The sequence below is a fragment of the Leuconostoc sp. C5 genome (assembly GCF_056530425.1).
Genome location: NZ_CP134351.1, coordinates 518,239 through 545,065 on the forward strand (window position 1 = coordinate 518,239; position 26,827 = coordinate 545,065).

Below are 26,827 nucleotides of genomic sequence, written 5' to 3' on the forward strand. Positions count from 1 at the left end.
GTTGACAATAAAATTAGAAAATGTTAATATATTAAAGTAACTTTTATAGAGTTGAAGGGATAAACATATGTCAGAATCAAAAACAAGAACAGGGTGGCTACATAAAGCGACTCCTGCTAGTTTTACCACTAGTGATCGACATCTACGTAAGACGTTAGGTGTTAAAGAAATGTTAGCTTTAGGTATTGGGACTATCGTATCTACAGCTATCTTTACCTTACCAGGTATTGTTGCAGCTAACCATGCTGGACCAGCGGTTGCAATTTCATTCGTAATTGCGGCAATTGTTTCAGGACTTGCTGCGTTTGCTTATGCGGAGTTTGCTTCGGCATTACCATTTGCCGGATCTGCTTATTCTTGGGCAAACGTTGTCTTTGGTGAAGTATTTGGCTGGATTGCCGGTTGGGCACTTTTGGCGGAATATTTCATCGCTGTCGCTTTCGTGGCTTCAGGGTGGTCAGCAAACTTCAAATTATTCCTTGGCTCACATAACTTAGTATTGCCAAAGGCTTTGGCTGGTTCATTTGCTGCTGGAAATGGCGGTGTCATCGACATAGCTTCACTATTTGCGGTTTTGATTGTCGCAGTATTGCTATGGCGCGGAACAAACACGACGGCTCGTGTTGAAAATGTGCTGGTTGTTGGTAAAGTATTAGTTATCTTAATCTTTATTGGTGTTGGTTTAACAGCTATTCACCCTGGTAATTATGTACCATTTATACCTGCTCATAAGGCAGGCACTGATTTTGGTGGTTGGTCGGGTATATTCGCAGGTGCTTCACAAATTTTCTTAGCCTACATTGGATTTGATTCAATTGCTGCTAGTTCAGCTGAAGCAAAGGATCCCAAAAAGACCATGCCTCGAGGTATCATTGGTTCATTAATTGTAGCAACAATCCTTTTCGTGACAGTAGCGCTTGTATTAGTTGGTATGTTCCACTATACAGAGTATAAAGACAATGCCGCTCCTGCTGCCTGGGCATTATTGCACTCAGGTCATGAATTTACATCTAATTTGTTATCAGTGGTTGCCTTAATCGGTATGTTTACAGCAATTATTGGTATGATGCTGGCTGGTTCACGATTGCTTTACGCCTTCGGTCGTGACGGTTTGTTACCAAGTTTCTTAGGAAAAGTTAATGATAAAGGATTACCTAACAATGCTTTGTTAGTATTGTCAGTCATTGCTATCTTGATTGGATCAGTATTTAGCTTTACTGAATTAGCTGGTTTGATCTCTGCCGGTACATTGATTGCCTTTATCATTGTTTCTCTTGGTATTTATGCATTGCGTCCTCGTGAAGGTAAAGATATACAAGAACCTGGCTTCAAAATGCCATTTTACCCAGTGATGCCAGCATTGGCCGCATTGGGATCTGGATTTATTTTCTATGAGTTGGATAATCAAGCAAAGATTTATGCCTTTGGTTGGTTTGTGGTCGGTATAATCATTTATGCCGTTTACGGTTCTAAGCATAGTAAGTTGTCTCAAAAATAATCTAACAAAAAGTCCTGAATTTACAGGGCTTTTCTTGTATATAAATCTAAAAATAAATGTGAAAGCTGCTAAAAATGTCAAAAAATAAAGAGATTTTAGAAGAAGAAAAAATTCACTTGGCAAATGCAACGCGGGTTAAATATTTTGATATTGTCATTGATCACGGAAAAGGAGCCATTATTACGGATGCAGATGGGCATGAGTATATTGACTTATTGGCTAGTGCAAGTGCCACTAATACAGGTCATTCACATCCAAAGGTTGTGGAAGCAATTACTAGCCAAGCTCAAAAATTAATTCAGTATACGCCTGCATATTTTGCTAACACGGTGACTGCAAAATTAGCTGATCGCTTAGTGAATGTAGCACCAGGAAACTTCCAAAAACAAGTTGCTTTTGGTAATTCGGGATCGGATGCAAACGATGCGATTATCAAGTTTGCCCGTGGATATACTGGGCGACAATATGTTGTCAGTTTTACGGGTGCTTATCACGGTTCCACATATGGTTCGCTTTCTATCTCAGGAGTCAGCTTGAATATGACTCGAAAAATTGGGCCACTATTGCCAAACACGGTGAAAGTACCTTTTCCTGATCAGACGCAACGAATAGCCGGAGAAAGCGACAATGATTTTTCCGAACGTTTATTTAAACAGTTTAAATTACCATTTGAGACTTATTTACCAGCAGATGAAGTGGCGTTAGTTATTATTGAACCTATTCAAGGTGATGGTGGAATTATCAAAGCACCACAACATTATGTTGAATTGGTTTATGAGTTTACACGTGAACATGGCATTGTTTTTGCTGTCGATGAGGTTAATCAAGGCCTTGGACGAACTGGTAAAATGTGGTCAATTGATCATTTTGGAATTGCCCCAGATTTAATGAGTGTTGGTAAATCGATTGCCAGTGGATTGCCTTTAAGTGCAGTTATTGGGCGCAAAGAAATTATGGACAGTCTGCAAGCACCAGCTAATGTTTACACGACCGCTGGTAACCCAGTAACAGCAGCGGCAGCGCTAGCAACGCTAGACGTTATTGAAGAGGAGAACTTAGTTGCACGTTCTCGACAACTGGGTGAGTTGGCTAAAGCATTCTTTGAGTCTGCTGCTAAACGTTATGCCTTTATTGGAGACGTCCGTTTATATGGTTTGAATGGTGGTATTGATATTATCAATGATCATGGTGAACCTGATAATGAGGCAACTAATAAGTTAATTTATCATATTTTTGAGTTAGGGGCGATTATGATTAGCCTAAGAGGAAACACCTTGCGTTTTCAACCCCCACTAGTTATTCAAGAAGAGGAGTTGCAGCGCGCCTTTGAAATATTAGAAAAAGCATTTTCTGATTTAGCGTCGGGTAAAATTGCATTACCAAAAACTGATAATCACATTGGTTGGTAATATGATATAATGATTAGGAATTCTGGACATACGAATTAGCCGTCCGTCAGTTAGAAATGTGCTGGGTGATGAAAAGCACACGTTGGCTTTTTTGCGCTACCAGACTTAATTGTGATTGAAAAATCACCGCTGCTCAGCGTTATGAGACATAAAGGTAAAGATTTTATTCAAGATCATTACAAATTGCGGTGGTACCACGGTAGAGCGTCCGCATTTTGTTTTGGTCTTTTTATATTATTTAAGGAGAAAATTTTTTATGAAAGACTTGAGTTCAGCAGAAATTCGCCAAATGTTTTTAGATTTTTTTGCTTCGAAGGGTCACGAAGTTGTACCTTCAAAAAATCTAATTCCGCAAGATGATCCAACATTGTTATGGATTAATTCCGGTGTTGCGACTTTAAAAAAATATTTTGATGGTACAGTAGTCCCAAATAATCCACGTATCACCAATTCTCAAAAGGCAATTCGTACCAATGATATCGAAAACGTTGGAAAAACAGCTCGACATCATACACTTTTTGAAATGATGGGCAACTTTTCAATTGGTGATTATTTTAAAGAACAAGCAATTCCTTGGGCTTGGGAGTTATTGACTAGTCCTGAGTGGTATGGCTTAGATGCTGAAAAATTGTATGTAACTGTGTATCCTAAAGATCAGGAAGCCAGAAAAATTTGGGAAGAAAAAACTAGCTTGCCGGATGGTCACATTTATGAAGTTGAAGACAACTTTTGGGACATTGGTGAGGGACCTTCTGGCCCTGATTCTGAAATATTCTTTGATCGTGGCAGTTCATTTCAAGATTTACCTGATGATGATCCAGAAATGTATCCGGGTGGTGAAAATGAACGTTATCTAGAAATTTGGAATCTTGTTTTCTCTCAATTTAATCATTTACCAGGATTAACAGATAATTCACAATACCCTGAGTTACCGCACAAAAACATTGATACTGGTATGGGGCTTGAACGTGTCGTATCTGTTTTCCAAAATGGCCGCACTAACTTTGATACAGACTTGTTTTTACCTATCATTCGGGACACAGAGAAATTATCAAATCAATTTACCTATGATGATAGCCAAGATTCAGAGGTCAATACGAGCTTTAAAGTAATTGCCGACCATATTCGTGCAATAACGTTTGCAATTGGGGATGGGGCTTTGCCTTCAAACGAGGGACGTGGATATGTCATTCGTCGCTTGTTGCGCCGCGCAGTTTTGCATGGACAAAAATTAGGCATTAAAGGACAGTTTTTAACTAACTTGGTACCAATTGTTGGGGACATCATGGAAAGCTACTACCCAGAAGTTAAAGCCAACACTGCCAAGATTCAAAAGACTGTTGCTGCTGAAGAAAAGCGTTTTAATGCAACATTAACAGGCGGACTTTCTTTGTTGAATGATGTGATTAAAGAAGCTAAAAAGACGGGTCAGACACAAATTAGTGGTGCTGATGCCTTCAAATTATCTGATACTTATGGATTCCCACTTGAGTTGACGCAAGAGCAAGCTGAAGATGCTGGGTTGACAGTGGATGTGGATGGATACAATGATGAGTTGCAAGCGCAACGCGTTCGCGCTCGTGCTGCACGCTCTAATACTAAGTCAATGGGCGTTCAAAATGCTGTATTAACTGATTTGCGTGTCGATTCAAAGTATGTCGGTTGGTCCCAAACTGAAGTCAATCATGCGGAAATCGTTGCTATTATTGGCGAAGATGAACAAGGTGTTGATGCGTTATTGGATAATGCTGATGTTGATGCTACCGTACAAGTAGCCTTTGATGTAACACCTTTTTATGCCGAAATGGGTGGACAAGTGCCTGACTTTGGTGATGTTTTGAACACCAATGGAGATGTGATTGCTCATGTGACAGATGTTCAAACAGCTCCAAACGGACAACATATTCATACTGTTGATGTCATTTCAAGCTTTACTCTTGGTGATAAAGTAGATTTGAAGGTTGATATGGCACGTCATATCGCCGTATCCAAAAACCATACAGCAACGCATATGTTAGACCAATTATTACGTAATGTACTTGGCGGTGATGTTCATCAGGCGGGTTCATTAGTAGAACCGGAATATTTAAGGTTTGATTTCAATAATGAGGGACCCGTTTCAAGTGAAGATCTTGATAAAATAGAATCAATGATGAATCAAGAAATTGCTAAGAACCTACCGGTTACTTGGTTAGAAACTGACATTGAGTCTGCGAAAAAATTAGGTGCAGTTGCCGTATTTGGTGAGAAATATGGTGATCAGGTCCGTGTTGTATCCATTGGTGACTTCAACAAAGAGTTTGATGGCGGTACTCATGCTAATTCAACCGCAGAGTTAGGTCTGTTTAAAATAGTTAGTGAATCAGGAATTGGTGCAGGGGTACGCCGTATTGAAGCGGTAACTGGTCTACAAGCACTTTCACAATATAAGGCTCAGGAAAAAGCTTTGAAGGAAATAGCTACTGCTTTGAAAGCACAAAAACTGACCGATGCTCCGGAGAAAGTATATGATTTGCAAGCTGATTTACGTACGGCACAGCGCCATGCCGAATCATTAGAAGCTAAATTAGCTAATGCTACAGCAGGTGAAATATTTAATGATGTAAAAACTGTCAATGGACATACTTATATTACTGCCCAGTTACAGGTTTCTGGCATGGATGGCTTACGACAAGTTGCGGATAACTGGAAAGAAAATTATCCATCAGATGTTTTAGTACTAGCAACCGTTGCTGATGAAAAAGTAAGTTTGATTGTTGCTGCTGCTCCAGATGCTAATCAATCGGGCATTAAGGCCGGCGAACTCATTAAATCTATTGCACCACATATAGATGGCGGTGGCGGTGGACGTCCGGATATGGCTCAAGCTGGTGGAAAAAAGCCTGCAGGTATTCCAGATGCATTTGCCGCAGTTTCGGCATTCTTAGCAGATAAGTAACTTGTTTGTAACTTGATTGATGTGATTATAGCGTAGTATAATGAGTGAATAAACAAGGCAGTATGGAGATAATTTCTAAAGAAAGGAGCGTGTACTATGACAGTAGGAGATGAAACAGCAATATTTGATTTTGGTAATCAAATGCCAAAAGATATCCATGAAACACTTGAGATTGTGTATAGTTCATTGGAAGAAAAAGGGTATAATCCAATTAATCAAATAGTTGGTTACTTGATGTCTGGCGATCCGGCCTATATTCCACGTTTAAATGACGCACGTAATTTAATTAAACGTCATGAACGCGATGAAATCATTGAAGAACTTGTACACGCCTATTTGAAAAAATAATGCGCATATTAGGACTAGATGTTGGTAGTCGAACAGTTGGTGTATCGGTTAGTGATCCGATGGGGTGGACAGCGCAAGGTGTTGAAATCATCCGCATCAACGAGGATGATAAAGAATTTGGCATTGATCGATTGGGAGAGATCATCAAAGAGAAAAACGCAACAGGTGTTGTTCTTGGTTTGCCAAAAAACATGAATAATAGTGAGGGACCACGTGCGGAAGCATCCCGAAACTATGCAAAGTTGATTGAGGAAACCTTTGGTTTACCAACTGATTTTCAGGATGAACGGTTAACTACGGTAGAAGCTGAGCGTATGCTCATTGAAGAAGCTAATATATCACGTAAAAAGCGAAAAAAAGTTATCGATAAAATAGCTGCTGAATTTATTTTACAAAATTATTTAGATTCGAAAGGCAAGTTAACCAAGTAGAATAAAAGCCTTGTCCCTATACGGAACAAGGCTTTTATTGTATAATGAACTTATGACATTTGATAAGGAAAAGAAAATGAGCGAAAATAACGCAGAAGTACAAAAAATTACGTTAATTGATGAAAGTGGCGATGAAGCATTATATGAAGTGTTATTCACATTCCATTCAGATGAGTACAATAAAGACTATATTTTGTTAGTACCAGAAGGTATTGAAGATGATGAAGAAGTTGATATTCAAGCATACATTTTCAACCCCGATGAAAACGGCGATGCTACAGAAGAAGAATTAATTCAAATTGAAGATGATAAAGAATGGGATATGGTTGAAGAAGTTTTGAATACTTTCCTTGAAGACGATTCAAATTTTAATTAATAGTGTGCATTAATAATAAATACTGATATTCATGATTCAAACATCATGGGTATTTTTATTTTGTGTTAAAAAGGGGCAAATTACTTTCAACGTAGCTTATCAAGTGATAAACTAGAAAAGGTAGAAACTACTTAGTTTAGAGTTAGTTTAAATATTTGAGGTAGACATGTCGAAATTTTGATTGTGTCTTTTGGAGGAATTATTATGGTTACGTTAGTGGGCATACTTGATTTAGCGCGTTTTCAGTTTGCGATGACCACGATTTTTCATTTTTTCTTTGTACCGATGTCAATTGGTTTAGCAGTTGTCGTTGCATCAATGGAAACAATGTATGTGATTAAAAAGGAAGAAGTGTATAAGAAAATGGCCCAATTTTGGAGCAAAATTTTCTTACTTAGCTTCGCCGTTGGTGTGGTAACGGGTATTATTCAAGAATTTCAGTTTGGTATGAATTGGTCGGCATATTCACGTTATGTAGGTGACATTTTTGGTGCACCATTAGCAATAGAAGCGCTCGTTGCTTTCTTTGCTGAATCAACCTTCATTGGTTTATGGTCATTTACCTGGGACCGTTTTAAACCGGCAATTCATGTCATTTTTATTTGGATTGTAGCCATTGCCTCTAGCCTATCAGCGTTATGGATTTTGGCCGCTAACTCATTTATGCAAAATCCTGTTGGGTATGCCATTGATAATAATATGGGGCGTGCCGAGCTGACAAGTATTTTTGCATTAATGACAAATCAACAGCTATGGATTGAATTTCCGCACGTTTTGATGGGGACTTTTGTTGCCGGTGGCTTTATCATTGCAGGAATGTCTGCATTTAAGTTGTTGAAGCTTAAAAAAGATGATGTGCAGGTTGATTTTTTCCGTAAGTCCATTAATATTGCTTTAGTTGTTGGTTTGATTGGTGTTGGTGGTACGGTAATTACCGGGGATCGTCATGCTTTTGAGTTGCAGTCTATGCAACCAATGAAGTACGCTGCTATGGAAGGCGTTGATGAGACAATGGATTCGTCAAAACGCGCTGATAAAGCACAGCCTTGGTCATTGTTATCTGTTACTAATCCGAAAACACATAAAGTAATCGCAAGAATTGAGGTACCATACGTACTATCAATTCTAGGAAATCATTCCTTAACTGGTGGCACAACTGTAGGGACAACTGAGTTAAACAAGCAATTTGAAAAAAAATATGGAAAAACACATGATGGCATTAAAGATTACTATGTGCCAGAAAATACGTTATTCTATGCTTTCCGTGTGATGGCAGTTGGCGCCGGATTATTAGGTATGGTGGCTCTTGTAGCGCTTTGGTTCAATCGTAGAAAAACGAATTTAATTTTGACTCAGCGTTGGTTCTTATGGATTCTAGGAATTATGACGTTCTTCCCATTTGTTGTGAATACCGCGGGATGGTTGGTAACAGAATTAGGACGTTATCCTTGGGTTGTATATGGATTAATGACAATCGCTGACGCTGTATCACCGAATGTTTCTGCCGCTTCGTTACTCATTTCAAATATAGTTTACTTCTTAACCTTCGCGTCACTTGGCGGCGTTATGATCTGGTTGTCTCGTCGTGTGTTGCATGATGGACCTGATGCAGAAAAAGAGGAAGAGCTATCACCACGTGATCCATATGAGGATTTAGCAGGAAGTGAGGAGGCAACAAGATGAGTTTCTTACAAATATTATGGTTTGTTTTGATTGCCATATTATGGTCAGGATTCTTCTTTTTAGAAGGCTATGATTTTGGCATTGGCATGCAGTTTATTTTTAATTCCCGTAATCAAGATGATCGAGAAGCGTTGTATGAATCTATCGGACCTCATTGGGATGCCAATGAAGTTTGGTTAATTACTGCGGGTGGCGCAATGTTTGCAGCTTTCCCTTACTGGTACGCATCACTGTTTTCAGGATTTTACTTACTATTGTTTATTGTACTAATGGCATTGATTTATCGCGGTGTTTCCTTTGAATTTCGTGAACATATGCCTACCATTCAGGGGTCACAGTTGTGGGAACGTTTCATTGCAATTAGCTCGTTTATCGCACCATTTTTCTTAGGAATGATTTTTACTGCAATGGTATCAGGTATGCCAATGGATGCTAAGGGAAACTTGTCGGCTGGATTTTTCGATTATGTAACACCATTTACGCTTGTGGGCGGTATTGCTGTCACATTAATGAGTTATGTACATGGCTTGAATTATACACGACTGCGTATTATCGGTGATATTCGCACAAGAGCAATGGCACAATTGAAAGTTCTATATCCAATTTTGTTGGCTGGAGAAGCACTATTTGCAATTCTGCTGTTCTTCTACACGGATTTTTTCCAAACTAAATTGTTATGGACATTAATTATACTAGTGGCAATTGTCCTATCCACAGTTATTGGTTGGTATTTAACGGTTAATAAGAAAAAAGAAGTGTTCCCATTTATTTTATCTGGTTTGACTTTGGTTGAAGTCGTTATCTTAATATTCGTTGGCCTATTCCCACGTTTAATGGTAGCTAACAATCCGTTACACAGTTTAAAAATTATTAATGCATCGTCATCGCCATATACATTAAAAGTGATGTCATTTGTTGTATTAACAGCTTTACCATTGACATTAGGATATCAAATATGGAGTTTCTGGGTTTTCCGTAAGCGTATTGTAGCTGATAAGGTAGTTGAATAATAATTCTAAAAACGTTTACAATTGATTGTAGGCGTTTTTTTATTTAAGGAGAGTGTTTGGCAGGGTATTGTTATAGAGATAACAAACCATTGTTTAACACATATAAAAAATATGATAGATAAAAGACTTTTTGCGTTACCAGGTATTATTAGTTCTTTGGTAATCTTAGTTATTTTGACAGGAATTCAAGCATTTTCGATTATATTCCAGGGAGTTTTCTTGGCCCGAGCAATTGCTGATTTATGGCAAGGTAAAAGCATTGACCAAACACTCATTAATGTATTGTTTTTTGCGTTTTCTTTTTTGATGAGACAACTATTGATTGTGTTAAAAAATAACTATATGTCGAAATTTGCTGATCGTACAGTGGAAAATTATCGTATTCAATTGTTGGCTAAGTATGCCGAAATTGGCCCTAGTATTATTAAACAATCGGGTACAGGAAATGCGGTTACAACACTAGGTGCGGGATTGGATAATGTTAAAAACTATTTTCAACTACTACTTATTAAAGTTTTTGATTTGAGTATTATTCCTTGGTTAATTCTGCTATATATTGTTTATCTTAAGTGGGAACAGGGACTATTTTTATTGCTAGTATTTCCAGTGGTTATATTGTTTTTCATCATTTTGGGCTTGGCAGCACAAAGTAAAGCTGATGCAGAGTTCGCTAATTTTAAGAACTTAAATAATCGTTTTGTAGATGCTTTACGAGGCCTGCCAACCTTGAAGCAACTAGGTTTATCGCAATCATATGGTGACGAAATTTATAATATTTCAGAAGATTATCGAAAAACAACCATGCGAACTCTGAGAATTGCGATTACATCAACATTTGCGCTTGATTTTTTTACGACTTTATCAGTTGCAATTGTTGCTGTGTTTTTAGGAATGGATTTAATGAACGCCAAAATGGCACTTTTCCCGGCGTTGACAATTTTGATTTTAGCGCCAGAATATTTTCTTCCTTTGCGTAATTTTGCTGATGATTATCACGCAACTTTGAATGGTAAAAATTCACTAACTGATGTTTTGGAAGTAATTGATACCAAAATTGTCGGTCCACAAGATGAACTTCAATTAAATAAATGGCAAGCAGAGAGTGAATTGTCATTGAACGCTGTGCAGTTTTCTTATGACTCAAAAGTCACCTTGAAAGATATTTCGTTGCACGCTAAAGGGTATCAAAAAATTGCTTTGGTTGGGGAAAGTGGTTCTGGTAAATCTACACTACTAAGTATTTTGGGAGGCTTCTTACAACCTGAACAAGGAACGATAAATATCAATGGACAGGAGATCAAACATTTAACACAACAGCAATGGCAGAAGCAGTTTTTTTATATGCCACAAACACCTTATATTTTTCATGAATCGTTACGTGATAATATTAGGTTTTACGCACCAAGTGCTAGTGACGAAGCAATCAATGAAGCTGTTGAAAAAGCAGGTTTATCCAGTTTGATTGATGAATTGCCAGCAGGGTTGAATACAGTAATTGGTGAGAGTGGGCGTCAACTATCTGGCGGGCAGGCGCAGCGTGTAGCCTTAGCAAGAATGTTGCTAGATTCATCTCGTAAAGTGCTCCTTTTTGATGAACCAACGGCTCATTTAGATATTGAAACTGAAATTGATTTAAAGAGAACAATGTCAACTATCTTGGATAAGCACTTAGTTTTTTTTGCAACACACCGGTTACACTGGTTAAATCAAATGGATTTAGTTATTGTGATACGTGACGGGCGCATTGTGGAAACTGGCGTGCCTGGTGTCTTGCTAGCTGATACCAATAGTGCTTTGAATGCGCTGCGTCATGAATTGCATAAAGGTGGTCTGAAATGAAGCGATTGAAAAAATTATTATCACAAGATAGATGGATTCTTCCGTCCTTACGTCAACAAAAATCTGGCCTTTTTTGGTCGATATTTTTGAATTTTATGATTACTTTTGCCGCTGGTGCATTAATGTTTGTATCCGGATTTCTAATTTCTCGTTCTGCGCAACATCCTTCTAATATTCTCATTATTTACGTTCCAATTGTGCTGACACGTGCATTTGGCATTGCGCGTCCAGTTTTTCGTTATGCACAGCGTTTGGTGTCACACAATTGGGTATTACGTGTCGTTTCGAAAACACGTAAGCGTTTATACGAAAGTGCGGCCAGCACGGCTAGCAGTATTCGAGGACAACTGCAAACAGGTGAAGTGCTTAGTTTACTTGCTGACGATTTAGACCGTTTACAAAATCTCTACCTTAGAACGCTTTTTCCATTAGGTTCAGGTATGGTATTGTACCTTTTTCTCACAATAGCAATTGGCACAATTAATTGGTTATTCATGTTGTGGTGGTTTGTTATGTTGGCTGTTATCTTGGTTATTGTGCCATTATTGAGTTTGGCAGTGAACTATAAAGTTGTGCAACAACAAAAGAAATTACAGCAAAGTCTTTATATAGATGCAACCGATGCTATTTTAGGTTTGCAAGATTGGGTGCTATCAGGACGACAAGAAGATTTAGTACAAAATCAAGGCGAAACAATGTCAAGATTAGCTCATGTTAAGAACCGAAGTATGAAATTTGGCTGGTGGCGTGATTTTGTCATTCAAGTTTTAGTATTGATATTGACTATAACAACTTTAATGTGGGCAACCAATCAGTTTTCTGATAGTTCAAGTACAGTTAATTATATTGCGGCTTTCACACTTGCAATATTTCCTCTAATTGATAGCTTTATTGCTGTGAATCAAGGTGTAAGTGAATCCTCATTCTACGAAGATAGCATTGTGCGGTTAAATGATTTACCAGAACCAACCTTGCTACAGGAGACTAGACACACAACTAACTCAGCAGTAATTAATTTTAATCAAGTCACATTTAAGTATGGGGACAAAACAATTGTTGATAATTTGTCATTTGAAGTTCAGCCTAAAGAAAAAATTGTGTTACTTGGTCGTTCAGGCGCAGGAAAAACAACTTTATTAAAGCTTTTGGCAGGTGATATCCAATCATCTTTGGGTGAAGTAGTAATCGATGAAACGCCAGTCCAGAACTTACAAGGGAGTATGTCTAGTTTGGTGGCTGTGTTGGATCAACAGGCGTATTTATTTGATACAACGATTATGAACAACGTGCGTATGGGAAATATTCATGCCACTGATGAGCAAGTTCAAAAAGCAATTGAGCAAGCTGGGTTACAGCCATTAATCAATTCCTTACCCAACGGATACTATACACAAATGCAGGAAGCAGGAACACGCTTTTCTGGCGGAGAACGGCAAAGATTTGCCTTAGCACGAATCATGCTGCAAGATGCGCCAATTGTGGTGCTAGATGAACCAACAGTATCACTAGATCCCAAAACAGAGTACGAGGTTTTATCCCAAATATTTTCAGTTCTCAAAGATCGAACGATTATTTGGGTCACACATCATTTGACAGGAATCGAAAATGTTGATAAAGTTTACTTTTTAGAGAATGGAAAATTCACGTTGAGCGGTTCACCAGCTGAATTGCATCAAACTTCAGCAAGATTTAAACAATTATTACTCATGGATCAATATTAATGGCGAAAAAAAAGCGAAGAAGATCAAAAAAAGGATTACAAAAACAGCGATTGCGTATGTTGTGTGGCTTGTTAGTTGCATTGGTTATTTTAGCCGCCATCACATCCAACACTGCGATTTATGAAAGACCTCAAAACAATCAGATCAATACAAACAGTGAAGAAGCAAAGAAGGTGGCTTGGATTAATGAACTAGCGCCATATGCTCGTGAACTGCAAGAAAAATATGGGGTCCTGGCATCAATTAGCATTGCGCAAGCTATCTTAGAGTCTGACTGGCACACAAGTACGTTGTCAACAAAGTATAATAATCTATATGGCATTAAAGCGGATGCAGGACAAAAAAGTGCTGTATTACCAACGCAAGAGTATGTTAATGGTGAATGGATCACCATTCAAGGACGTTTTGCGGCTTATGATAGTTGGCAAGAAAGTATGAAAGCACATGCAAAACTATTGCATGATGGTACGAGTTGGAATGCAAAACAATATCAACACGTCTTGGATGCAGATGATTACGCTTCGGCTGCCAAAGCATTAACACAGGATGGTTACGCGACGGATCCTAATTACGCTAAAAAGTTAATTACAATTATTCAAACTTGGCATTTGGAAAGATTTGATGCAACAAAAAAGTAGACGTTAGTCTACTTTTTTTGTTTTTAAAATGTAAATTCATGCGGGAAAATACCCATCATTAAACTGTCATGGTATTCTCCTTCAGCAAAAAAATGTTGACGGAGAGTACCTTCAGGAATGAAACCAATTTTTTTATAAATGTGAATAGCTGCCGAATTATTCACATCAACATACAGGTAAACTTTATGCATATTCAGTACTGTGAAGGCATACTCTATTCCTGCTCTCATAGCAGCCTGTGCGTAACCATGACCTTGGAACTCTGAATGGATAATGATTTGAATTTCTGTGTGTCTGTGTAGCGTATCGATATCCATTAATTCAACAACACCGATAAAACGATCGTTCTCTTCCACAACAAAACGACGTTCAGTTTGATCTAAAATATGACGATCGTAAAGAATTTGTAATTCATCAAAAGATGTATAGGGTTCTTCAAACCATAATGCCATCACTTTACGTGAATTTTCTTGTTCGTAAATATAAGGGAGATCTCTTTTTTCAAGTGGTCTTAATTTCATAGAATGCTTCTTTCCTTCAATGTGCTTTTACTGGTGATTATGCTTATTATTTTATCATTGATTATGAGGGACGTGTGCGTAAAAATGTTAGAATAACAATGGAAGCATGTTCGGAAGAGCCATTAGAGTTATTACATTAAAAATGGTAAAATAAAGGAAGTTATTTTTACAAGTAAGGACATAAAAATGCCAATTGAAACCCTAATTCAAGGAATGAATGATAAACAGTCAGAGGCTGTTCAAACCACTGAAGGACCATTATTGATTATGGCTGGCGCTGGTTCTGGTAAGACTCGCGTTTTGACACATCGTATTGCCCATTTGGTGCAAGATAAAAATGTATACCCATGGCGTATTTTGGCAATTACATTTACCAACAAGGCTGCTCGTGAAATGCGTGAACGTATTGCACAACTAGTTGATCCAGAAATTGCAAGAGAAATTTGGGTCTCAACATTTCACGCTATGGCCGTGCGAATTTTACGTCGAGATGGCGAGAGAATTGGCCTAGCACGTAATTTTACAATTATCGATACAAGTGCCCAACGCACGTTAATGAAGCGGGTTATTAACGATCTGAACTTAGATACTAATCAATATGACCCACGCACAATTTTAGGCACAGTTTCCAATGCTAAGAATGATATGTTGACAGCTAAGGATTATGCTAAGCAGGCTGGTAATGTATATGAGGAAACTGTCGCTGAAGTGTATGCCGCATATCAAGCAGAGCTACGTCGCGCTCAGAGCGTTGATTTTGATGACCTAATTATGTCTACGATTGATCTATTCAAACAAGCGCCAGACGTTCTGGAACGATACCAAAATCAGTTTGAATACCTGCATGTTGACGAATATCAAGATACCAATGATGCGCAATATACGATTGTTAACTTACTAGCGAAACGTTCACGTAATTTAGCTGTTGTAGGTGATGCAGATCAGTCTATTTATGGTTGGCGTGGTGCTAACATGAATAATATTTTAAACTTCGAAAAAGATTATCCAGATGCTCACACAGTTTTGCTTGAACAAAACTATCGTTCAACCCAAAATATTTTAGATGCAGCGAATGCAGTTATCAATAATAATAATGAGCGCATCGACAAAAGCCTTTGGACTGAAAATGGCAAAGGCGATAAGATTACTTATTATCGCGCGCAAACAGAACGTGATGAAGCTAACTTTGTCTTGGCCAACATTCAAAAATCACGCCAAGAGAAGAATGCAGCATACAGTGATTTTGCAGTATTATATCGTACGAACGCGCAGTCACGTGGTATTGAAGAAGCACTTGTGAAAGCTAATATGCCATACACCATGGTTGGTGGACATAAGTTCTATGAGCGTAAAGAAATTCTTGATATCATGTCATACATGAATCTGATGACAAATCCTGCTGATAATGCGGCGTTTGAACGAGTAGTTAATGAACCTAAACGTGGTATTGGTGCAACATCGATTAATCGGTTACGGGATTTTGCCAATCGAATGAATTTGTCTTATATGGGCGCAATTGAAAATATTGAATTAGCACCAGAAATTACAGCTAAGGCAGCTTCAAAATTAATTCAGTTTGCTGAAATGATGCACAATTTGCGTCAACAGACTGAGTTTTTAACTGTGACCGAACTTGCTGAATTAGCGATGACAAAATCTGGCTATCGTCAAAAGCTAGCCGAAAAAAATGATCCTGAAAGTCAAGGTCGTCTAGAAAACTTGGAAGAATTTTTGTCAGTTACAAAGGAATTCGACTCAAAATACAATCCAGACGATCCCGAATCCGTTGATCCGATGACTGATTTTTTGAGTTCTACTGCACTAATGAGTGATTTGGATGATTTTGAAGAAGGTGACGGGGCAGTTACCTTAATGACTTTACACGCAGCTAAAGGATTGGAGTTTCCTGTTGTCTTTTTAGTTGGTATGGAGGAAGGTATTTTTCCTTTGTCACGGGCTATGATGGATGATAACCAACTGGAAGAAGAACGTCGTCTGGCTTATGTTGGTATTACACGAGCGATGAAAAAATTATATCTAACTAATGCTTTTTCACGCTTATTGTATGGTCGTACGCAAGCAAATGAACCTTCGAGGTTTATTGATGAAATTTCAAGCGAGTTATTGGATACACAATATGGTGGTATCTCTTCTTCATCAAATGATCGAGCTTTTCCATTTGATAAGAAAATGCAACGAGCAACAGCCACAACCTATAAGGCGGCTAGCCCAGTAACCAAAATGACTTCAGGAGCAACTGGTGCTGATAGTACGGTTTGGCAGCCTGGTGATAAGGTGTCTCATAAAAAATGGGGAATTGGTACGATTGTTTCTGTGTCGGGATCTGCACAAGATCAAGAATTAAAAGTTGCTTTCCCATCAGAAGGGGTAAAGCAGCTATTAGCCGCTTTTGCACCAATTAAACGAGCAGAATGACAACGCTAATTATTATACGTGGCAATTCTGGTAGCGGTAAAACAACATTAGCCCATCAATTACATCGTGTTTTACCAGATAGCCTACTCATATCTCAAGATATTGTTCGTCGGGAAATGCTCAATGTTAAGGATCAGGTGGGTAACTTATCGATATCGCTAATCGAACAGTTACTTGAGTTTGGTAATCAACAAGAACAGTTTGTGATACTAGAGGGCATTTTGAAAAATAGTGTTTATGGTCCAATGATACGTAAGCAAATCCAATATTTTAGTCAAGTGGTTACTGTTTATTACCAATTATCCTTGAACGAGACAGTTCGGCGCCATTGCACTAAGCAAGTCACTGACTTTACTCCTAATGATTTAACTCGTTGGTATCAAAGGGATGACTCACTTCGCATAGAAGGTGAAATGATTTTTGATGAGTCTGTGAGTTTGATGATGGCGGAAAAACAAATACTTACTAAAATAAATAAATATTGAGGTCGAGAATGTTACCAGATTTTACGCCAATTGAAAAATTAACAACACAAGACGCGCAACAAGAAACCGCGCGATTACAAAAGCAGCTTGTGCAATATGGCACGGCTTATTATGAAGATGACGCGCCACTAGTTGAGGACTACATTTACGATGCATTATATGCGCGGTTAGTTGCGTTAGAAGAAAAATTTCCACAATATGTGATTCCAGATTCACCAACACAGAATGTTGGTAGCGCAGATACAAAGTCTGAATTACAAAAAGTGGTACATCCTGCCCCAATGCTGTCGTTAGGTGATGTATTTAGCTTAGACGAACTTAACGACTGGGATGCAAGAACAACCAAGTCGCTTGGAAACCAAGCACCTTATAATTTAGAGTTAAAAATTGATGGCTTAGCAGTTGCATTGACCTACGTTGACGGGCAACTAGTACAAGCTTCTACGCGTGGAAATGGTATCGTTGGTGAAGATGTTACAGCGAATGTGAAAACAATTAAAGCAATACCAAAAAAACTGACTGAACCATTAACCATTGAGGTACGTGGCGAAATTTATATGCCAAAAGCTAGTTTTGCTGCTCTAAATAAGCAGCGAGAGGCTGATGGTTTAGAACCTTTTGCTAATCCTCGTAATGCTGCAGCCGGTTCCTTACGTCAATTGAACGTTAAAATTACTAAGTCACGAAACCTAGCGGCTTTTGTATACTATACGGCTGAACCTGAAATGCTAGGAGTGACAACTCAAAGTGGTGCGTTAGAACGATTTGCAGAATTAGGTTTGCCAACAGACACACACAATCGTGTCATCAATAAAATGGCCGATATTGCTGACTATATTGATGAGTATACTTCGGAGCGCGAAAGCTTGTCTTATGGTATTGATGGTGTTGTTGTTAAAGTGAATCAACTAGATTTACAGTTTGATTTAGGGAATACAGTTAAAATCCCACGTTGGGCTATCGCTTATAAATTTCCTCCGGAAGAAGCTTTGACAATCGTTCGTGACATTGAATGGACTGTTGGACGAACTGGGGCGGTAACACCTACTGCAGTTATGGACCCCGTTTTGCTAGCGGGTACAACTGTGCAACGTGCTAGTTTGCATAATCCTGATTATTTAAGGGAAAAGGATATTCAAATTGGTGATACGGTTACGCTACACAAAGCGGGTGATATCATTCCAGAAATCGGGCAAGTCATTTTAGAAAAACGTCCGACAGATAGTGAAACTTATCAGGTTCCGACAATATGTCCTGCCTGTGAATCAAATTTAGTTCACATTGAAGGTGAAGTAGCACTCCGCTGTATTAATCCATTCTGTTCAGCTCAAATTCAAGAAGGACTAACACATTTTGCGTCAAGAAATGCAATGAATATTGATGGCATGGGACCAAGAGTTGTCGGTCAACTACTAAAGGCAGGCTATATTAAAGATGTGGCGTCCATTTACCGCATAACGGTTGAACAATTACTAACTTTAGACAAGTTCCAAGAGAAATCAGCTGTGAAGTTAATTGATGCAATTAACAGTTCAAAGGAAAATTCTCTTGAACGCTTATTATTTGGCTTAGGGATTCGCATGGTTGGTGCAAAAGCGGCTCGACTGATAGCAGAAAAGTTCAGGACCTTATCAGCTGTTTCAGAAGCCTCTGTTGAAGACATCGCAAATATTAATGGTATTGGTCACACGATTGCCCAGTCAATTGTTCAATACTTTAGTACGCCAGAATCTAAGCAACTACTTGTCGAACTAGCTTCTTCCGGTGTTAACCAATCATATTTATCTGATACAGTGATTGACGAAAATTCATTTTTCTATGGCAAAAAGGTAGTCTTAACTGGTAAACTAGAACAGAGTAGTCGACCTGCTGCAACAAAATGGTTGCAAGATCATGGGGCTAACGTCGCCGGATCAGTGTCAGTGAAAACAGACTTAGTTATTGCAGGAGAAGCTGCAGGTAGCAAACTTGATAAAGCTAGTCAATTAGGTGTTACAGTTTGGACCGAACAACAGTTTGTTGATGAACAAGTAAAAGAGGACGGAAAATAATGAAGCGGATTGGTTTTCGTGGTTATATAGCGATTGTCGTTGGTATTTTGATTATCGCCGTTGGCATTTTATATTTTTTCAATGTGAATCGTGTCACACTAACAACAAGTAAAAAAACAAGTGGTGTCCAGTTGACTCAGAGCACACCAGGTCAGTACCAAACGGTGATCAAAAATGGTCGTTATTTGGTGAGTGCAGCTCGTGGTATTACGTCAACTTCTGAGACGAATAGTCTTGATGTGAAAAACTTTGAATCATCATTGCTTGATTTGGCTAAAACACATTTTAAGACGAGCAGTTATATTTTTCAAGAGGGACAATATTTGAGTTCGTCTACTGTTTCTTCATTACTTGAGCGTAAAAGTAGCAGTAATAGTGATGAATTAAATCCTGAAGATAATGGTAAGACAGATAGTTCACGTAATCCGATTTACGTTCAAACACTAACCGAACAAGATTTCATGACCAAAGATGGTGACGACCTTAAATTAGCTGGCATGGTTATCGGCGTAGCGATGAACACACAGGATGAATACCAAAAAGAACAATATGGTGCTACATATACACAAAATATTTCAGATGCTGATCGCATAGCTTATGGTAAAAAAATTGCACCAGAAATTATCAAAAAAGTTCGAGAACAAAAAGGGGTTGATTCAGATACGCCTATTGTGATTGCCATGTATGCCAATTCAAAAACAGATTCATTAGCGCCAGGTAACTTTTATGCAGAGTCTACAAGTAGTAGCGGAACTGACTTGAAAGAATGGACTAGCATTAATCAAAAGTCTATTGTTTTGCCTAAGGAATCAACTGATACATCAAGCTTGGGTTCAGAGGCTAACACATCTTTTGCTAACTTTAAAAATGATGTTTCAAATTTCTTTCCCAATATAGCTGGTGCTACGGCAGTTGCTAATTTTAAGTCAGGTACGCTTTCTAGTATGAAAGTTACAGTGACAACACAGTTCTACAGTCAAACTGAGATTGAAAGTTTTGCGACATATGTATCTCAATCGGCGTTAAAGTATTTACCAACGAATGTACCGATTCGAATAATTATTAAAGCGGCCAATGAAATGCAAGCAATTCTAATCCGTAATTCAGGTGACAAAACATTTACGACAACAATATTAGACTAAAAAAATCGACCAACTTGGTCGATTTTTTTATAGCTTGTTAATATAAATACTGTTAATCCATCCTTTAGTAGCTATTTTATACCAAACAATGTTATTATCATCGTGAATTTCTTCCGTTATTGCCACAAAATCACTATCGGAAACACTACCGATTGGCAACCCATAAGGTTCAGCATAGACTTCTATAGATCGATCGGGAAGGAAATTAACAACCGCGTTAGGCTGATTACTTTTACTTTTTTCTGCATCATTAAAATAGTTAATATTTTCAACTTCTGGAGCTGTGTCTGACAGTTTCATTTGGGTAGCATCATAACGAATCCAATGATAGTCACCAATTTGATACCAAAATTGACCATTACCAGAAATAGCGCGTAATTGAGTTGCCCAAAAAGTATTTGGGTTTAAGTTTGTCGTAACGTTTGATAAATTATCTGGCTCTAGAAAAACCTGTACACTGGTTACTGTTTCGATAAACATGTTAATACGGTGTACAGCTTGCCATTCTTGTGGCCGATAATAAAGCTCTAATGACTGAGGTAGGCTACCAAACAATCCCGTCAAAGATCCTGAAGTATCGATATACTGATAATTGACGATATCTAAAATTGCGATTTCGTAAGGTGCGCCTGCTTCGCCATCTAATCTTGTTGGTTCGTGTAACTCATCACCAGTTGCTATATTTTTATAATAAACCCATACGGGCGATGTATTTGCCATAATATCCCCTTTGAATATACCTACATATTATATCACAAACAAAAAACGACCTGAAAGTCGTTTCATATCACACGTAAGTTAAATTTTATTTACAGTAACTGGTTCTGGCTTAACTTCACTAATAACAAATTCATTATGAACAATGTCAGCTTGCAAATGATGAACATCTGGGTGTTCTAAATAGAAATCGGCGATACCATCGGCAATTTTATCTTGCATGACACGACGGAGAGGTCGAGCACCCATCGCAGGGTCATAACCGAGCTCCACTAATTTCTGCTTAGCAGCAGTGCTTAAATCAATGTGCAAATCGTTGTCAGACAAGTTCTCATTCATATCAGTCAATAATAAGTCGACAATTTTTAGTAGATGATCTTGTGACAAAGGTTGGAAATCAATGATATCGTCTAAACGGTTCAAGAACTCTGGACGGAAATAATTTTCCAAACGTTGCATCAAACGATTTTGTTGATCAACTTGGGCGAATCCCACAGGTGTATTTCCTGTGTCTGTTGAACCAGCGTTAGAAGTCATAATAATGACAGTGTCTTTGAAACTCACTATGTGACCTTGTGCATCAGTTAGACGGCCATCATCAAGAATCTGTAAGAACATGTTCATTACATCTGGATGTGCTTTTTCTACTTCATCAAAGAGAACCAATGAGTAGGGACGACGGCGAACTTGTTCTGTTAATTGACCAGCCTCTTCGTAACCGACATAACCGGCAGGAGCACCAATCATTTTAGAAACGGTATGTTTTTCCATGTACTCTGACATGTCGAAACGAATCATAGCATCTTTGCTACCAAACATTTCCTTAGCTAATTGCTTGGCAGTTTCAGTTTTACCAACACCGGTCGGCCCGACAAATAGGAATGATCCAATTGGACGACCAGATTTTGTGAGACCAATACGATTACGGCGAATCGCCTTGGCTAGTTTTTCTACTGCCTCATCTTGACCAATAACATGTTTCGATAAGTTTTTGTCCAAATCTTTTAGTTGATTAGCCTCGTTTTCTTTTAAAGCTCCAACAGGAATATCAGTTTTATCTTCAACAATTTTTAATATATCTTGCTCTGTTACTGTTTGTGGCTTTGACATCTCGGGGTGAGCCTCGACTTGTGCCTTTTGTGACTCAAGTTGGTTTACCTGATCACGCCAATAGCTTGCTTTTTCAAAATCTTCTTTATCAATTGCTTCTTGCTTTAATTTATCAGCTGCTTCGATATTCACTTGAATAGTTTTGGGGTCCGCAACTTTCATTGTCAAATTTTTACGTGAGCCAGCTTCATCAAGTAAATCAATTGCTTTATCCGGTAGGAATCTTTCTGGAATGTAACGATCAGATAGTTCAACAGCTGCTTGAAGGGCAGAATCACTGAATGTAACATAGTGATACTTTTCATACCGTTCACTAATTCCTTCTAAAATCGTGATAGTTTCTTCTTTAGAAGGTTCTTCAACTTGCACTGGCTGGAAACGACGGGCAATAGCACCATCTTTTTCAATTTTTCGATACTCATTTAAAGTTGTTGCACCGATTAATTGGAACTCACCACGAGCTAGGGCAGGCTTCAAAATATTACCTGCATCCATACCACCTTCAGCATTTCCGGCACCCATAATTTCATGAATTTCATCAATGAACAAGATGACATCATCGCTGTTCGTAACTTCTTTCATTAATTCACGCATCCGTGCTTCGAATTGACCACGCATGCTCGTACCTTGAACTAAGGCCGACATTTCCAAACGAATAACTTCTTTATGCTGTAACTTTTCAGGCACCTTTCCAGCTACAATAGCTTGCGCTAGGCCTTCAACAATAGCTGTTTTACCAACACCAGGTTCACCAATTAGTACTGGATTATTCTTTGTACGACGATTTAAAATTTCAATTGTGCGAGCAACTTCGTTATCTCGACCAATAACAGGGTCGAGCTTTCCGTCGCGAGCTTGTTTGGTTAAATTAATACCAAACTCATCAAGTAAGCGTCTTTTTTTATTACCATTATTATTTTTTTGTGCTTGTGTATTTTGTTGTCCTTGTGCTTGCGCCATTTGTTCATTCATTGCGCGAAACATTTCATCTAAATTACCAAAACCAAACGAATCTTGTTGTGCCATATCTTTTACTTAGTGTGAAGCACCATGGAATACAGTTATTGCATTTCACCATAGTATTGCACACGATTCCTTTCTGTAGGTTATGCTTTAATTATAGCACGATTTAAGAAAAATGCAATTAAAATTAGCACTCTTTAAAGTAGAGTGCTAATTTTAAAAATGTTATACTGTCTATGAGGTGAATTATGGATTATACACAAGCATTAAATGATTTGCGTGATGGGAAAATAGACGAAATTGAAGTGACACCAGCAGTATTTCCGGAATTTCAAAAGGCATGGGCAAATTTCGCATATCAGAATACTATTCGTGGTATTGCTCACGCTCAGGGTAAAGTTACATATGTTCGCTCAAATTGATGTGCGAATTAAACCAGTTTTATGCTACAATATTATAAGTTAAGTAAAATTTAAATGTGTTGCAATTGCAGTCGTAACACGATAAGGGGCAGTACAGTGGCATTTTCATTTGGACAAAAAAATGTTGGTATCGATCTGGGTACCGCTAACACATATGTATATATCGAAGGTCGTGGCATCATATTGCGTGAACCATCAGTAGTTGCGCGTAATACACAAACCAATGAAGTCGTTGCTGTAGGTTCTGAAGCTAAAGACATGTTAGGCCGAACACCTGCAAGTATCGCTGCTATTCGTCCGATGCGTGACGGTGTTATTGCCGATTATGATACAACCGTTGCAATGATTCGTTACTATTTGCAAAAAGCACTTGGCGGACGTATTGGCAAACCTTATGTAACGATTGGCGTACCTTCAGGTGTAACAGCTGTTGAAAGACGTGCTGTTATTGATGCTGCTCGTGTTGCTGGCGCGCGTGACGCTTATGTTATAGAGGAGCCTTTTGCCGCAGCGGTTGGTGCTGGGTTACCAGTTATGGATCCTACTGGATCAATGGTTGTTGACATGGGCGGCGGAACGACTGATGTTGCGACAATTTCATTAGGTGGAATTGTTTCAAGCCGTTCAATCCGTATAGCCGGAGACAAGTTGGACGAAGCAATTGCTAATTTTGTTCGTAACAAATATAATGTTACCATTGGTGAGCCGACAGCTGAAAGACTCAAAATCGAAATTGGTGCTGCATCACTTGCTTTAGCACGTACCTTACCAAATGCTACGGTCAGAGGTCGTGACTTATTGACTGGTTTGCCTAAGACAATTGATGTTACCGCTGAAGATGTAGCCACATCAATTCAAGAACCAGTGCAAGAAATCGTGGCAGCTATTCGTGAGACGTTGGAATCGACTCAACCGGAGTTAGCTGCAGATGTTATTGATCACGGTATGATTTTGACCGGTGGTGGAGCATTATTGCGCGACATTGAAAAAATTATTCAGGATGCAACTAAGGTACCAGTTTTAATAGCTAACGAGCCATTAGATGCAGTTGCTATTGGTACTGGTGAGGCGTTGAAATCTATTGATGTCATGCGACAAAAGTAATGGTAGTTTAAAATAGCGTGGCGCTTGCGCTACGCTATTATTTATTTTCAAGAATTAATGTCAAATAAAAGTTTCTAAGTAAAACAAGGTAGCATACCATTGAAAGTAGATGAAACTGTCAACTGTTTTTAGAAGTGGTAACTGGCTTTTTGGGGAAATACATGAAAAAAATATTTTCATCACGCACGTTGGTATCAATAATTGTTGCGTTTATAGTAATTGTAAGTTTAATTGCAGGATCAAATTGGTGGGCCAAGAGAACGAATACGCCACCTTTTTTACAGCGGTTTGGGAATGATTTAGCGGGTGGCGTTAGTCGTATTATTGCTGTTCCAACGACTGCCGTTGGGCGTACAGCAAATAGTATTAGTAACCTGTTAGATACATTTGAAGAAAACAAGCGGTTGAAATCTAAGATTGATGAATTTGCTCAAGACAAGGTTCACCTACAAACAGTTGAAGAAGAGAACAAATCTCTGAAGCAACAATTAAAACTAAAAGCCACATTGACAGACTATAAAACAGTTTCGGCTGTGACCATTAGTCGTTCACCGACAACATGGCAGTCACAATTAGTTATCGATGAAGGATCCAATTCAGGTTTGAAAAAAGGGATGCCAGTGCTTGCAGGTGCCGGAATTATTGGCCGTATTAGTGAAGTAAACACAACTAATTCAAAAGTGGCTTTGATTTCTGATACTAGTTCCGATGCCAATAGATTTGCGATTAAAATTAAGGGTGATGATGGCGATGTTAACGGCATTGTAACAAGTTTTAACCGTGAGAAAAATCAACTAATTATGGGGCAAGTTACGTCAAATAATAAAATCAGTAAAGGTGATTTAGTTGAAACTTCTGGCCTCGGTGGTGTTATTCCAGCAGGATTGTACGTTGGTAAGGTTGCTAGTGTCACGACGGATGATTATGGTTTATCCAAGAAAATATACATTGAACCTGCGGCTGATCTAGGTAATATCACCACAGTTATGGTTGCAATTTCACAGATAGGAGCAAATTAATGGCATTTTGGCAATTGACGAGATTGCGTGTAATTTATCCTGTGTTATTATTTTTGATACTGTTTGTTGATGGAACATTCATGTCTAGTATGGGGGGGTTATTTACACAATTTCCTTGGCACATTTTACCCACTTTGACACTTGGTTGGCTCTTTTTGGGTGTCCAATTTGATGTTGAAAACGAGTTACCTTTATGGTTTTATATTGTGGTCATTGGTATATTGTTTGATATGTACTACACTGGTATTTTTGGTACATATACTTTTGCATTTATTGCCGCGGTAGCTGTGATGAAGCAACTGCATAAAGTGCTAGATGAGCGTCTAGTAAGTGGCTTGCTTTTATATTTAGCTGGCTTGCTTATTTACCTACTGATTTCTTATGTTAGTGGATTTGTTACTGGAATTGCTAATGTTAGTATGTTATCGTTTTTATTGTACGAGGTATTGCCAACAGTAATTTTAAATCTAGTTTTTGCGGCTGCATCATATTATCCCGTATGGTCTTTATTTCAGTTTCTGCGTTGACAAGTTATCTTTTTATAGTATAATTATGACCATATAGTAAAACGTTGAGTAGAAGAGTAGTTCATTTTAAATTTAGAAGAGAATTTGCGGTTGCTGTGAGCAAATAGTTAAATTGAACGAAACACATCTATGAGTATAAAGCTGAACAAAGTAAGCTTTGTCGGAAGTGTCCGTTATCACATAACAGTCTTTGACTTATTGAGATGCTACTAGTGATAGTAGCATAACAAAGAGGTGGAACCGCGATGAAACGCCCTCTAAATACATTTCTTGTATTTGGGGGCGTTTTTAATTGGTTAGAAGACTGGTGGAGAACTTTTGTGTGAGCAAAAGTTGAATTCGAGGTGGAACCACGCTTTTGCGTCCTCTTGCAGTAGAAATACTGTAAGAGGATTTTTTCGTTTTATAAATACATTATAAATGTGATTGTTCTTTCTCG

Annotated in this window: 22 protein-coding genes and 1 other annotated feature; of the genes, 19 read left to right on the forward strand and 3 right to left on the reverse strand. The window is 38.4% G+C overall.

Annotated features, from left to right (window positions below):
* Positions 1-67: 67 nt before the first annotated feature.
* The 11 genes from RHP56_RS02735 (at position 68) to RHP56_RS02785 (ending at position 13,891) form a co-directional block, all read left to right on the forward strand.
* A complete protein-coding gene (locus RHP56_RS02735; RefSeq protein WP_011679380.1) occupies positions 68-1,498 on the forward strand; it encodes an APC family permease in 1,431 nt (476 codons plus the stop codon).
* 74 nt (positions 1,499-1,572) lie between these two features.
* Positions 1,573-2,907: an aspartate aminotransferase family protein gene (locus RHP56_RS02740; RefSeq protein ID WP_102753126.1), complete on the forward strand. Its 1,335-nt coding sequence runs from the start codon at positions 1,573-1,575 to the stop codon at positions 2,905-2,907.
* Positions 2,908-3,163: 256 nt separating this feature from the next.
* Positions 3,164-5,845, forward strand: coding sequence for an alanine--tRNA ligase (alaS, locus tag RHP56_RS02745; protein ID WP_102753127.1), 2,682 nt, complete (start codon positions 3,164-3,166; stop codon positions 5,843-5,845).
* A 96-nt stretch (positions 5,846-5,941) separates the two neighbouring features.
* Positions 5,942-6,193 carry an IreB family regulatory phosphoprotein gene (locus RHP56_RS02750; protein ID WP_004164519.1) on the forward strand — a complete coding sequence of 84 codons (252 nt, stop codon included), beginning with the start codon at positions 5,942-5,944 and terminating at the stop codon, positions 6,191-6,193.
* Positions 6,193-6,624 (forward strand): Holliday junction resolvase RuvX, encoded by a 432-nt coding sequence (ruvX, locus tag RHP56_RS02755; protein ID WP_014324408.1) that lies wholly within the window; start codon positions 6,193-6,195, stop codon positions 6,622-6,624. The genes RHP56_RS02750 and ruvX overlap by 1 nt, the downstream gene beginning before the upstream one ends.
* A 76-nt stretch (positions 6,625-6,700) precedes the next feature.
* Complete coding sequence (locus tag RHP56_RS02760) at positions 6,701-7,000, forward strand: DUF1292 domain-containing protein (RefSeq protein WP_011679384.1); 300 nt, start codon at positions 6,701-6,703, stop codon at positions 6,998-7,000.
* A 204-nt stretch (positions 7,001-7,204) separates the two neighbouring features.
* A complete protein-coding gene (locus tag RHP56_RS02765; RefSeq protein WP_102753128.1) occupies positions 7,205-8,683 on the forward strand; it encodes a cytochrome ubiquinol oxidase subunit I in 1,479 nt (492 codons plus the stop codon).
* Positions 8,680-9,693, forward strand: a complete 1,014-nt coding sequence (gene cydB / locus RHP56_RS02770) for a cytochrome d ubiquinol oxidase subunit II (protein ID WP_011679386.1) — start codon at positions 8,680-8,682, stop codon at positions 9,691-9,693. Before RHP56_RS02765 ends, cydB begins: the two co-directional genes overlap by 4 nt.
* Positions 9,694-9,804: 111 nt before the next feature.
* The gene (cydD, locus tag RHP56_RS02775) at positions 9,805-11,532 is read left to right on the forward strand and encodes a thiol reductant ABC exporter subunit CydD (RefSeq protein WP_102753129.1); all 1,728 of its coding nucleotides are present in this window, start codon (positions 9,805-9,807) and stop codon (positions 11,530-11,532) included.
* Positions 11,529-13,253 (forward strand): thiol reductant ABC exporter subunit CydC, encoded by a 1,725-nt coding sequence (gene cydC, locus RHP56_RS02780; RefSeq protein ID WP_462794726.1) that lies wholly within the window; start codon positions 11,529-11,531, stop codon positions 13,251-13,253. Before cydD ends, cydC begins: the two co-directional genes overlap by 4 nt.
* A complete protein-coding gene (locus RHP56_RS02785) occupies positions 13,253-13,891 on the forward strand; it encodes a glycoside hydrolase family 73 protein (protein WP_011679389.1) in 639 nt (212 codons plus the stop codon). The genes cydC and RHP56_RS02785 overlap by 1 nt, the downstream gene beginning before the upstream one ends.
* Before the next feature lie 23 nt (positions 13,892-13,914).
* Here the strand turns inward: RHP56_RS02785 and RHP56_RS02790 are convergent, their stop codons facing one another.
* Positions 13,915-14,412, reverse strand: a complete 498-nt coding sequence (locus RHP56_RS02790; protein WP_011679390.1) for a GNAT family N-acetyltransferase — start codon at positions 14,410-14,412, stop codon at positions 13,915-13,917.
* A gap of 186 nt (positions 14,413-14,598) precedes the next feature.
* On the opposite strand from RHP56_RS02790, the gene pcrA reads away from it, so the two are divergent.
* From pcrA to RHP56_RS02810, 4 genes are read left to right on the forward strand one after another with little or no spacing between them, the layout of a single operon-like run.
* Entirely contained in the window at positions 14,599-16,848 is a 2,250-nt protein-coding gene (pcrA, locus tag RHP56_RS02795; protein ID WP_102753131.1) for a DNA helicase PcrA, read from the forward strand.
* Positions 16,845-17,333 (forward strand): kinase, encoded by a 489-nt coding sequence (locus tag RHP56_RS02800; protein WP_025267864.1) that lies wholly within the window; start codon positions 16,845-16,847, stop codon positions 17,331-17,333. The genes pcrA and RHP56_RS02800 overlap by 4 nt, the downstream gene beginning before the upstream one ends.
* A gap of 8 nt (positions 17,334-17,341) precedes the next feature.
* A complete protein-coding gene (gene ligA / locus RHP56_RS02805) occupies positions 17,342-19,384 on the forward strand; it encodes an NAD-dependent DNA ligase LigA (protein ID WP_042252768.1) in 2,043 nt (680 codons plus the stop codon).
* Complete coding sequence (locus tag RHP56_RS02810; RefSeq protein WP_102753133.1) at positions 19,384-20,526, forward strand: CamS family sex pheromone protein; 1,143 nt, start codon at positions 19,384-19,386, stop codon at positions 20,524-20,526. Before ligA ends, RHP56_RS02810 begins: the two co-directional genes overlap by 1 nt.
* Before the next feature lie 27 nt (positions 20,527-20,553).
* On the opposite strand, the gene RHP56_RS02815 is transcribed toward RHP56_RS02810, so the two are convergent.
* Both RHP56_RS02815 and RHP56_RS02820 read right to left on the reverse strand, forming a co-directional pair.
* A complete protein-coding gene (locus RHP56_RS02815) occupies positions 20,554-21,246 on the reverse strand; it encodes a MucBP domain-containing protein (RefSeq protein ID WP_102753134.1) in 693 nt (230 codons plus the stop codon).
* Between the two features lie 78 nt (positions 21,247-21,324).
* Positions 21,325-23,379: an ATP-dependent Clp protease ATP-binding subunit gene (locus RHP56_RS02820; protein WP_011679396.1), complete on the reverse strand. Its 2,055-nt coding sequence runs from the start codon at positions 23,377-23,379 to the stop codon at positions 21,325-21,327.
* Between the two features lie 185 nt (positions 23,380-23,564).
* On the opposite strand from RHP56_RS02820, the gene RHP56_RS02825 reads away from it, so the two are divergent.
* The 4 genes from RHP56_RS02825 to mreD all read left to right on the forward strand — a co-directional run bounded on the left by RHP56_RS02825 (position 23,565) and on the right by mreD (position 26,388).
* Positions 23,565-23,738: a hypothetical protein gene (locus RHP56_RS02825; RefSeq protein ID WP_179875943.1), complete on the forward strand. Its 174-nt coding sequence runs from the start codon at positions 23,565-23,567 to the stop codon at positions 23,736-23,738.
* A 96-nt stretch (positions 23,739-23,834) separates the two neighbouring features.
* Positions 23,835-24,842, forward strand: a complete 1,008-nt coding sequence (locus tag RHP56_RS02830) for a rod shape-determining protein (RefSeq protein ID WP_004164494.1) — start codon at positions 23,835-23,837, stop codon at positions 24,840-24,842.
* 161 nt (positions 24,843-25,003) lie between these two features.
* Positions 25,004-25,861 carry a rod shape-determining protein MreC gene (mreC, locus tag RHP56_RS02835; protein WP_011679397.1) on the forward strand — a complete coding sequence of 286 codons (858 nt, stop codon included), beginning with the start codon at positions 25,004-25,006 and terminating at the stop codon, positions 25,859-25,861.
* A complete protein-coding gene (gene mreD, locus RHP56_RS02840; RefSeq protein ID WP_011679398.1) occupies positions 25,861-26,388 on the forward strand; it encodes a rod shape-determining protein MreD in 528 nt (175 codons plus the stop codon). Before mreC ends, mreD begins: the two co-directional genes overlap by 1 nt.
* 35 nt (positions 26,389-26,423) lie before the next feature.
* Positions 26,424-26,649, forward strand: a binding site (T-box leader).
* Positions 26,650-26,827: the final 178 nt, after the last annotated feature.

What these genes read in the sequence shown, in the direction of transcription:
- RHP56_RS02735 (WP_011679380.1), top strand. Translation starts at nt 68, where the DNA reads ATGTCAGAATCAAAAACAAGAACAGGGTGGCTACATAAAGCGACTCCT.
- RHP56_RS02740 (WP_102753126.1), top strand. Translation starts at nt 1,573, where the DNA reads ATGTCAAAAAATAAAGAGATTTTAGAAGAAGAAAAAATTCACTTGGCA.
- alaS (WP_102753127.1), top strand. Translation starts at nt 3,164, where the DNA reads ATGAAAGACTTGAGTTCAGCAGAAATTCGCCAAATGTTTTTAGATTTT.
- RHP56_RS02750 (WP_004164519.1), top strand. Translation starts at nt 5,942, where the DNA reads ATGACAGTAGGAGATGAAACAGCAATATTTGATTTTGGTAATCAAATG.
- ruvX (WP_014324408.1), top strand. Translation starts at nt 6,193, where the DNA reads ATGCGCATATTAGGACTAGATGTTGGTAGTCGAACAGTTGGTGTATCG.
- RHP56_RS02760 (WP_011679384.1), top strand. Translation starts at nt 6,701, where the DNA reads ATGAGCGAAAATAACGCAGAAGTACAAAAAATTACGTTAATTGATGAA.
- RHP56_RS02765 (WP_102753128.1), top strand. Translation starts at nt 7,205, where the DNA reads ATGGTTACGTTAGTGGGCATACTTGATTTAGCGCGTTTTCAGTTTGCG.
- cydB (WP_011679386.1), top strand. Translation starts at nt 8,680, where the DNA reads ATGAGTTTCTTACAAATATTATGGTTTGTTTTGATTGCCATATTATGG.
- cydD (WP_102753129.1), top strand. Translation starts at nt 9,805, where the DNA reads ATGATAGATAAAAGACTTTTTGCGTTACCAGGTATTATTAGTTCTTTG.
- cydC (WP_462794726.1), top strand. Translation starts at nt 11,529, where the DNA reads ATGAAGCGATTGAAAAAATTATTATCACAAGATAGATGGATTCTTCCG.
- RHP56_RS02785 (WP_011679389.1), top strand. Translation starts at nt 13,253, where the DNA reads ATGGCGAAAAAAAAGCGAAGAAGATCAAAAAAAGGATTACAAAAACAG.
- RHP56_RS02790 (WP_011679390.1), bottom strand. Translation starts at nt 14,412, where the DNA reads ATGAAATTAAGACCACTTGAAAAAAGAGATCTCCCTTATATTTACGAA.
- pcrA (WP_102753131.1), top strand. Translation starts at nt 14,599, where the DNA reads ATGCCAATTGAAACCCTAATTCAAGGAATGAATGATAAACAGTCAGAG.
- RHP56_RS02800 (WP_025267864.1), top strand. Translation starts at nt 16,845, where the DNA reads ATGACAACGCTAATTATTATACGTGGCAATTCTGGTAGCGGTAAAACA.
- ligA (WP_042252768.1), top strand. Translation starts at nt 17,342, where the DNA reads ATGTTACCAGATTTTACGCCAATTGAAAAATTAACAACACAAGACGCG.
- RHP56_RS02810 (WP_102753133.1), top strand. Translation starts at nt 19,384, where the DNA reads ATGAAGCGGATTGGTTTTCGTGGTTATATAGCGATTGTCGTTGGTATT.
- RHP56_RS02815 (WP_102753134.1), bottom strand. Translation starts at nt 21,246, where the DNA reads ATGGCAAATACATCGCCCGTATGGGTTTATTATAAAAATATAGCAACT.
- RHP56_RS02820 (WP_011679396.1), bottom strand. Translation starts at nt 23,379, where the DNA reads ATGGCACAACAAGATTCGTTTGGTTTTGGTAATTTAGATGAAATGTTT.
- RHP56_RS02825 (WP_179875943.1), top strand. Translation starts at nt 23,565, where the DNA reads ATGGATTATACACAAGCATTAAATGATTTGCGTGATGGGAAAATAGAC.
- mreC (WP_011679397.1), top strand. Translation starts at nt 25,004, where the DNA reads ATGAAAAAAATATTTTCATCACGCACGTTGGTATCAATAATTGTTGCG.
- mreD (WP_011679398.1), top strand. Translation starts at nt 25,861, where the DNA reads ATGGCATTTTGGCAATTGACGAGATTGCGTGTAATTTATCCTGTGTTA.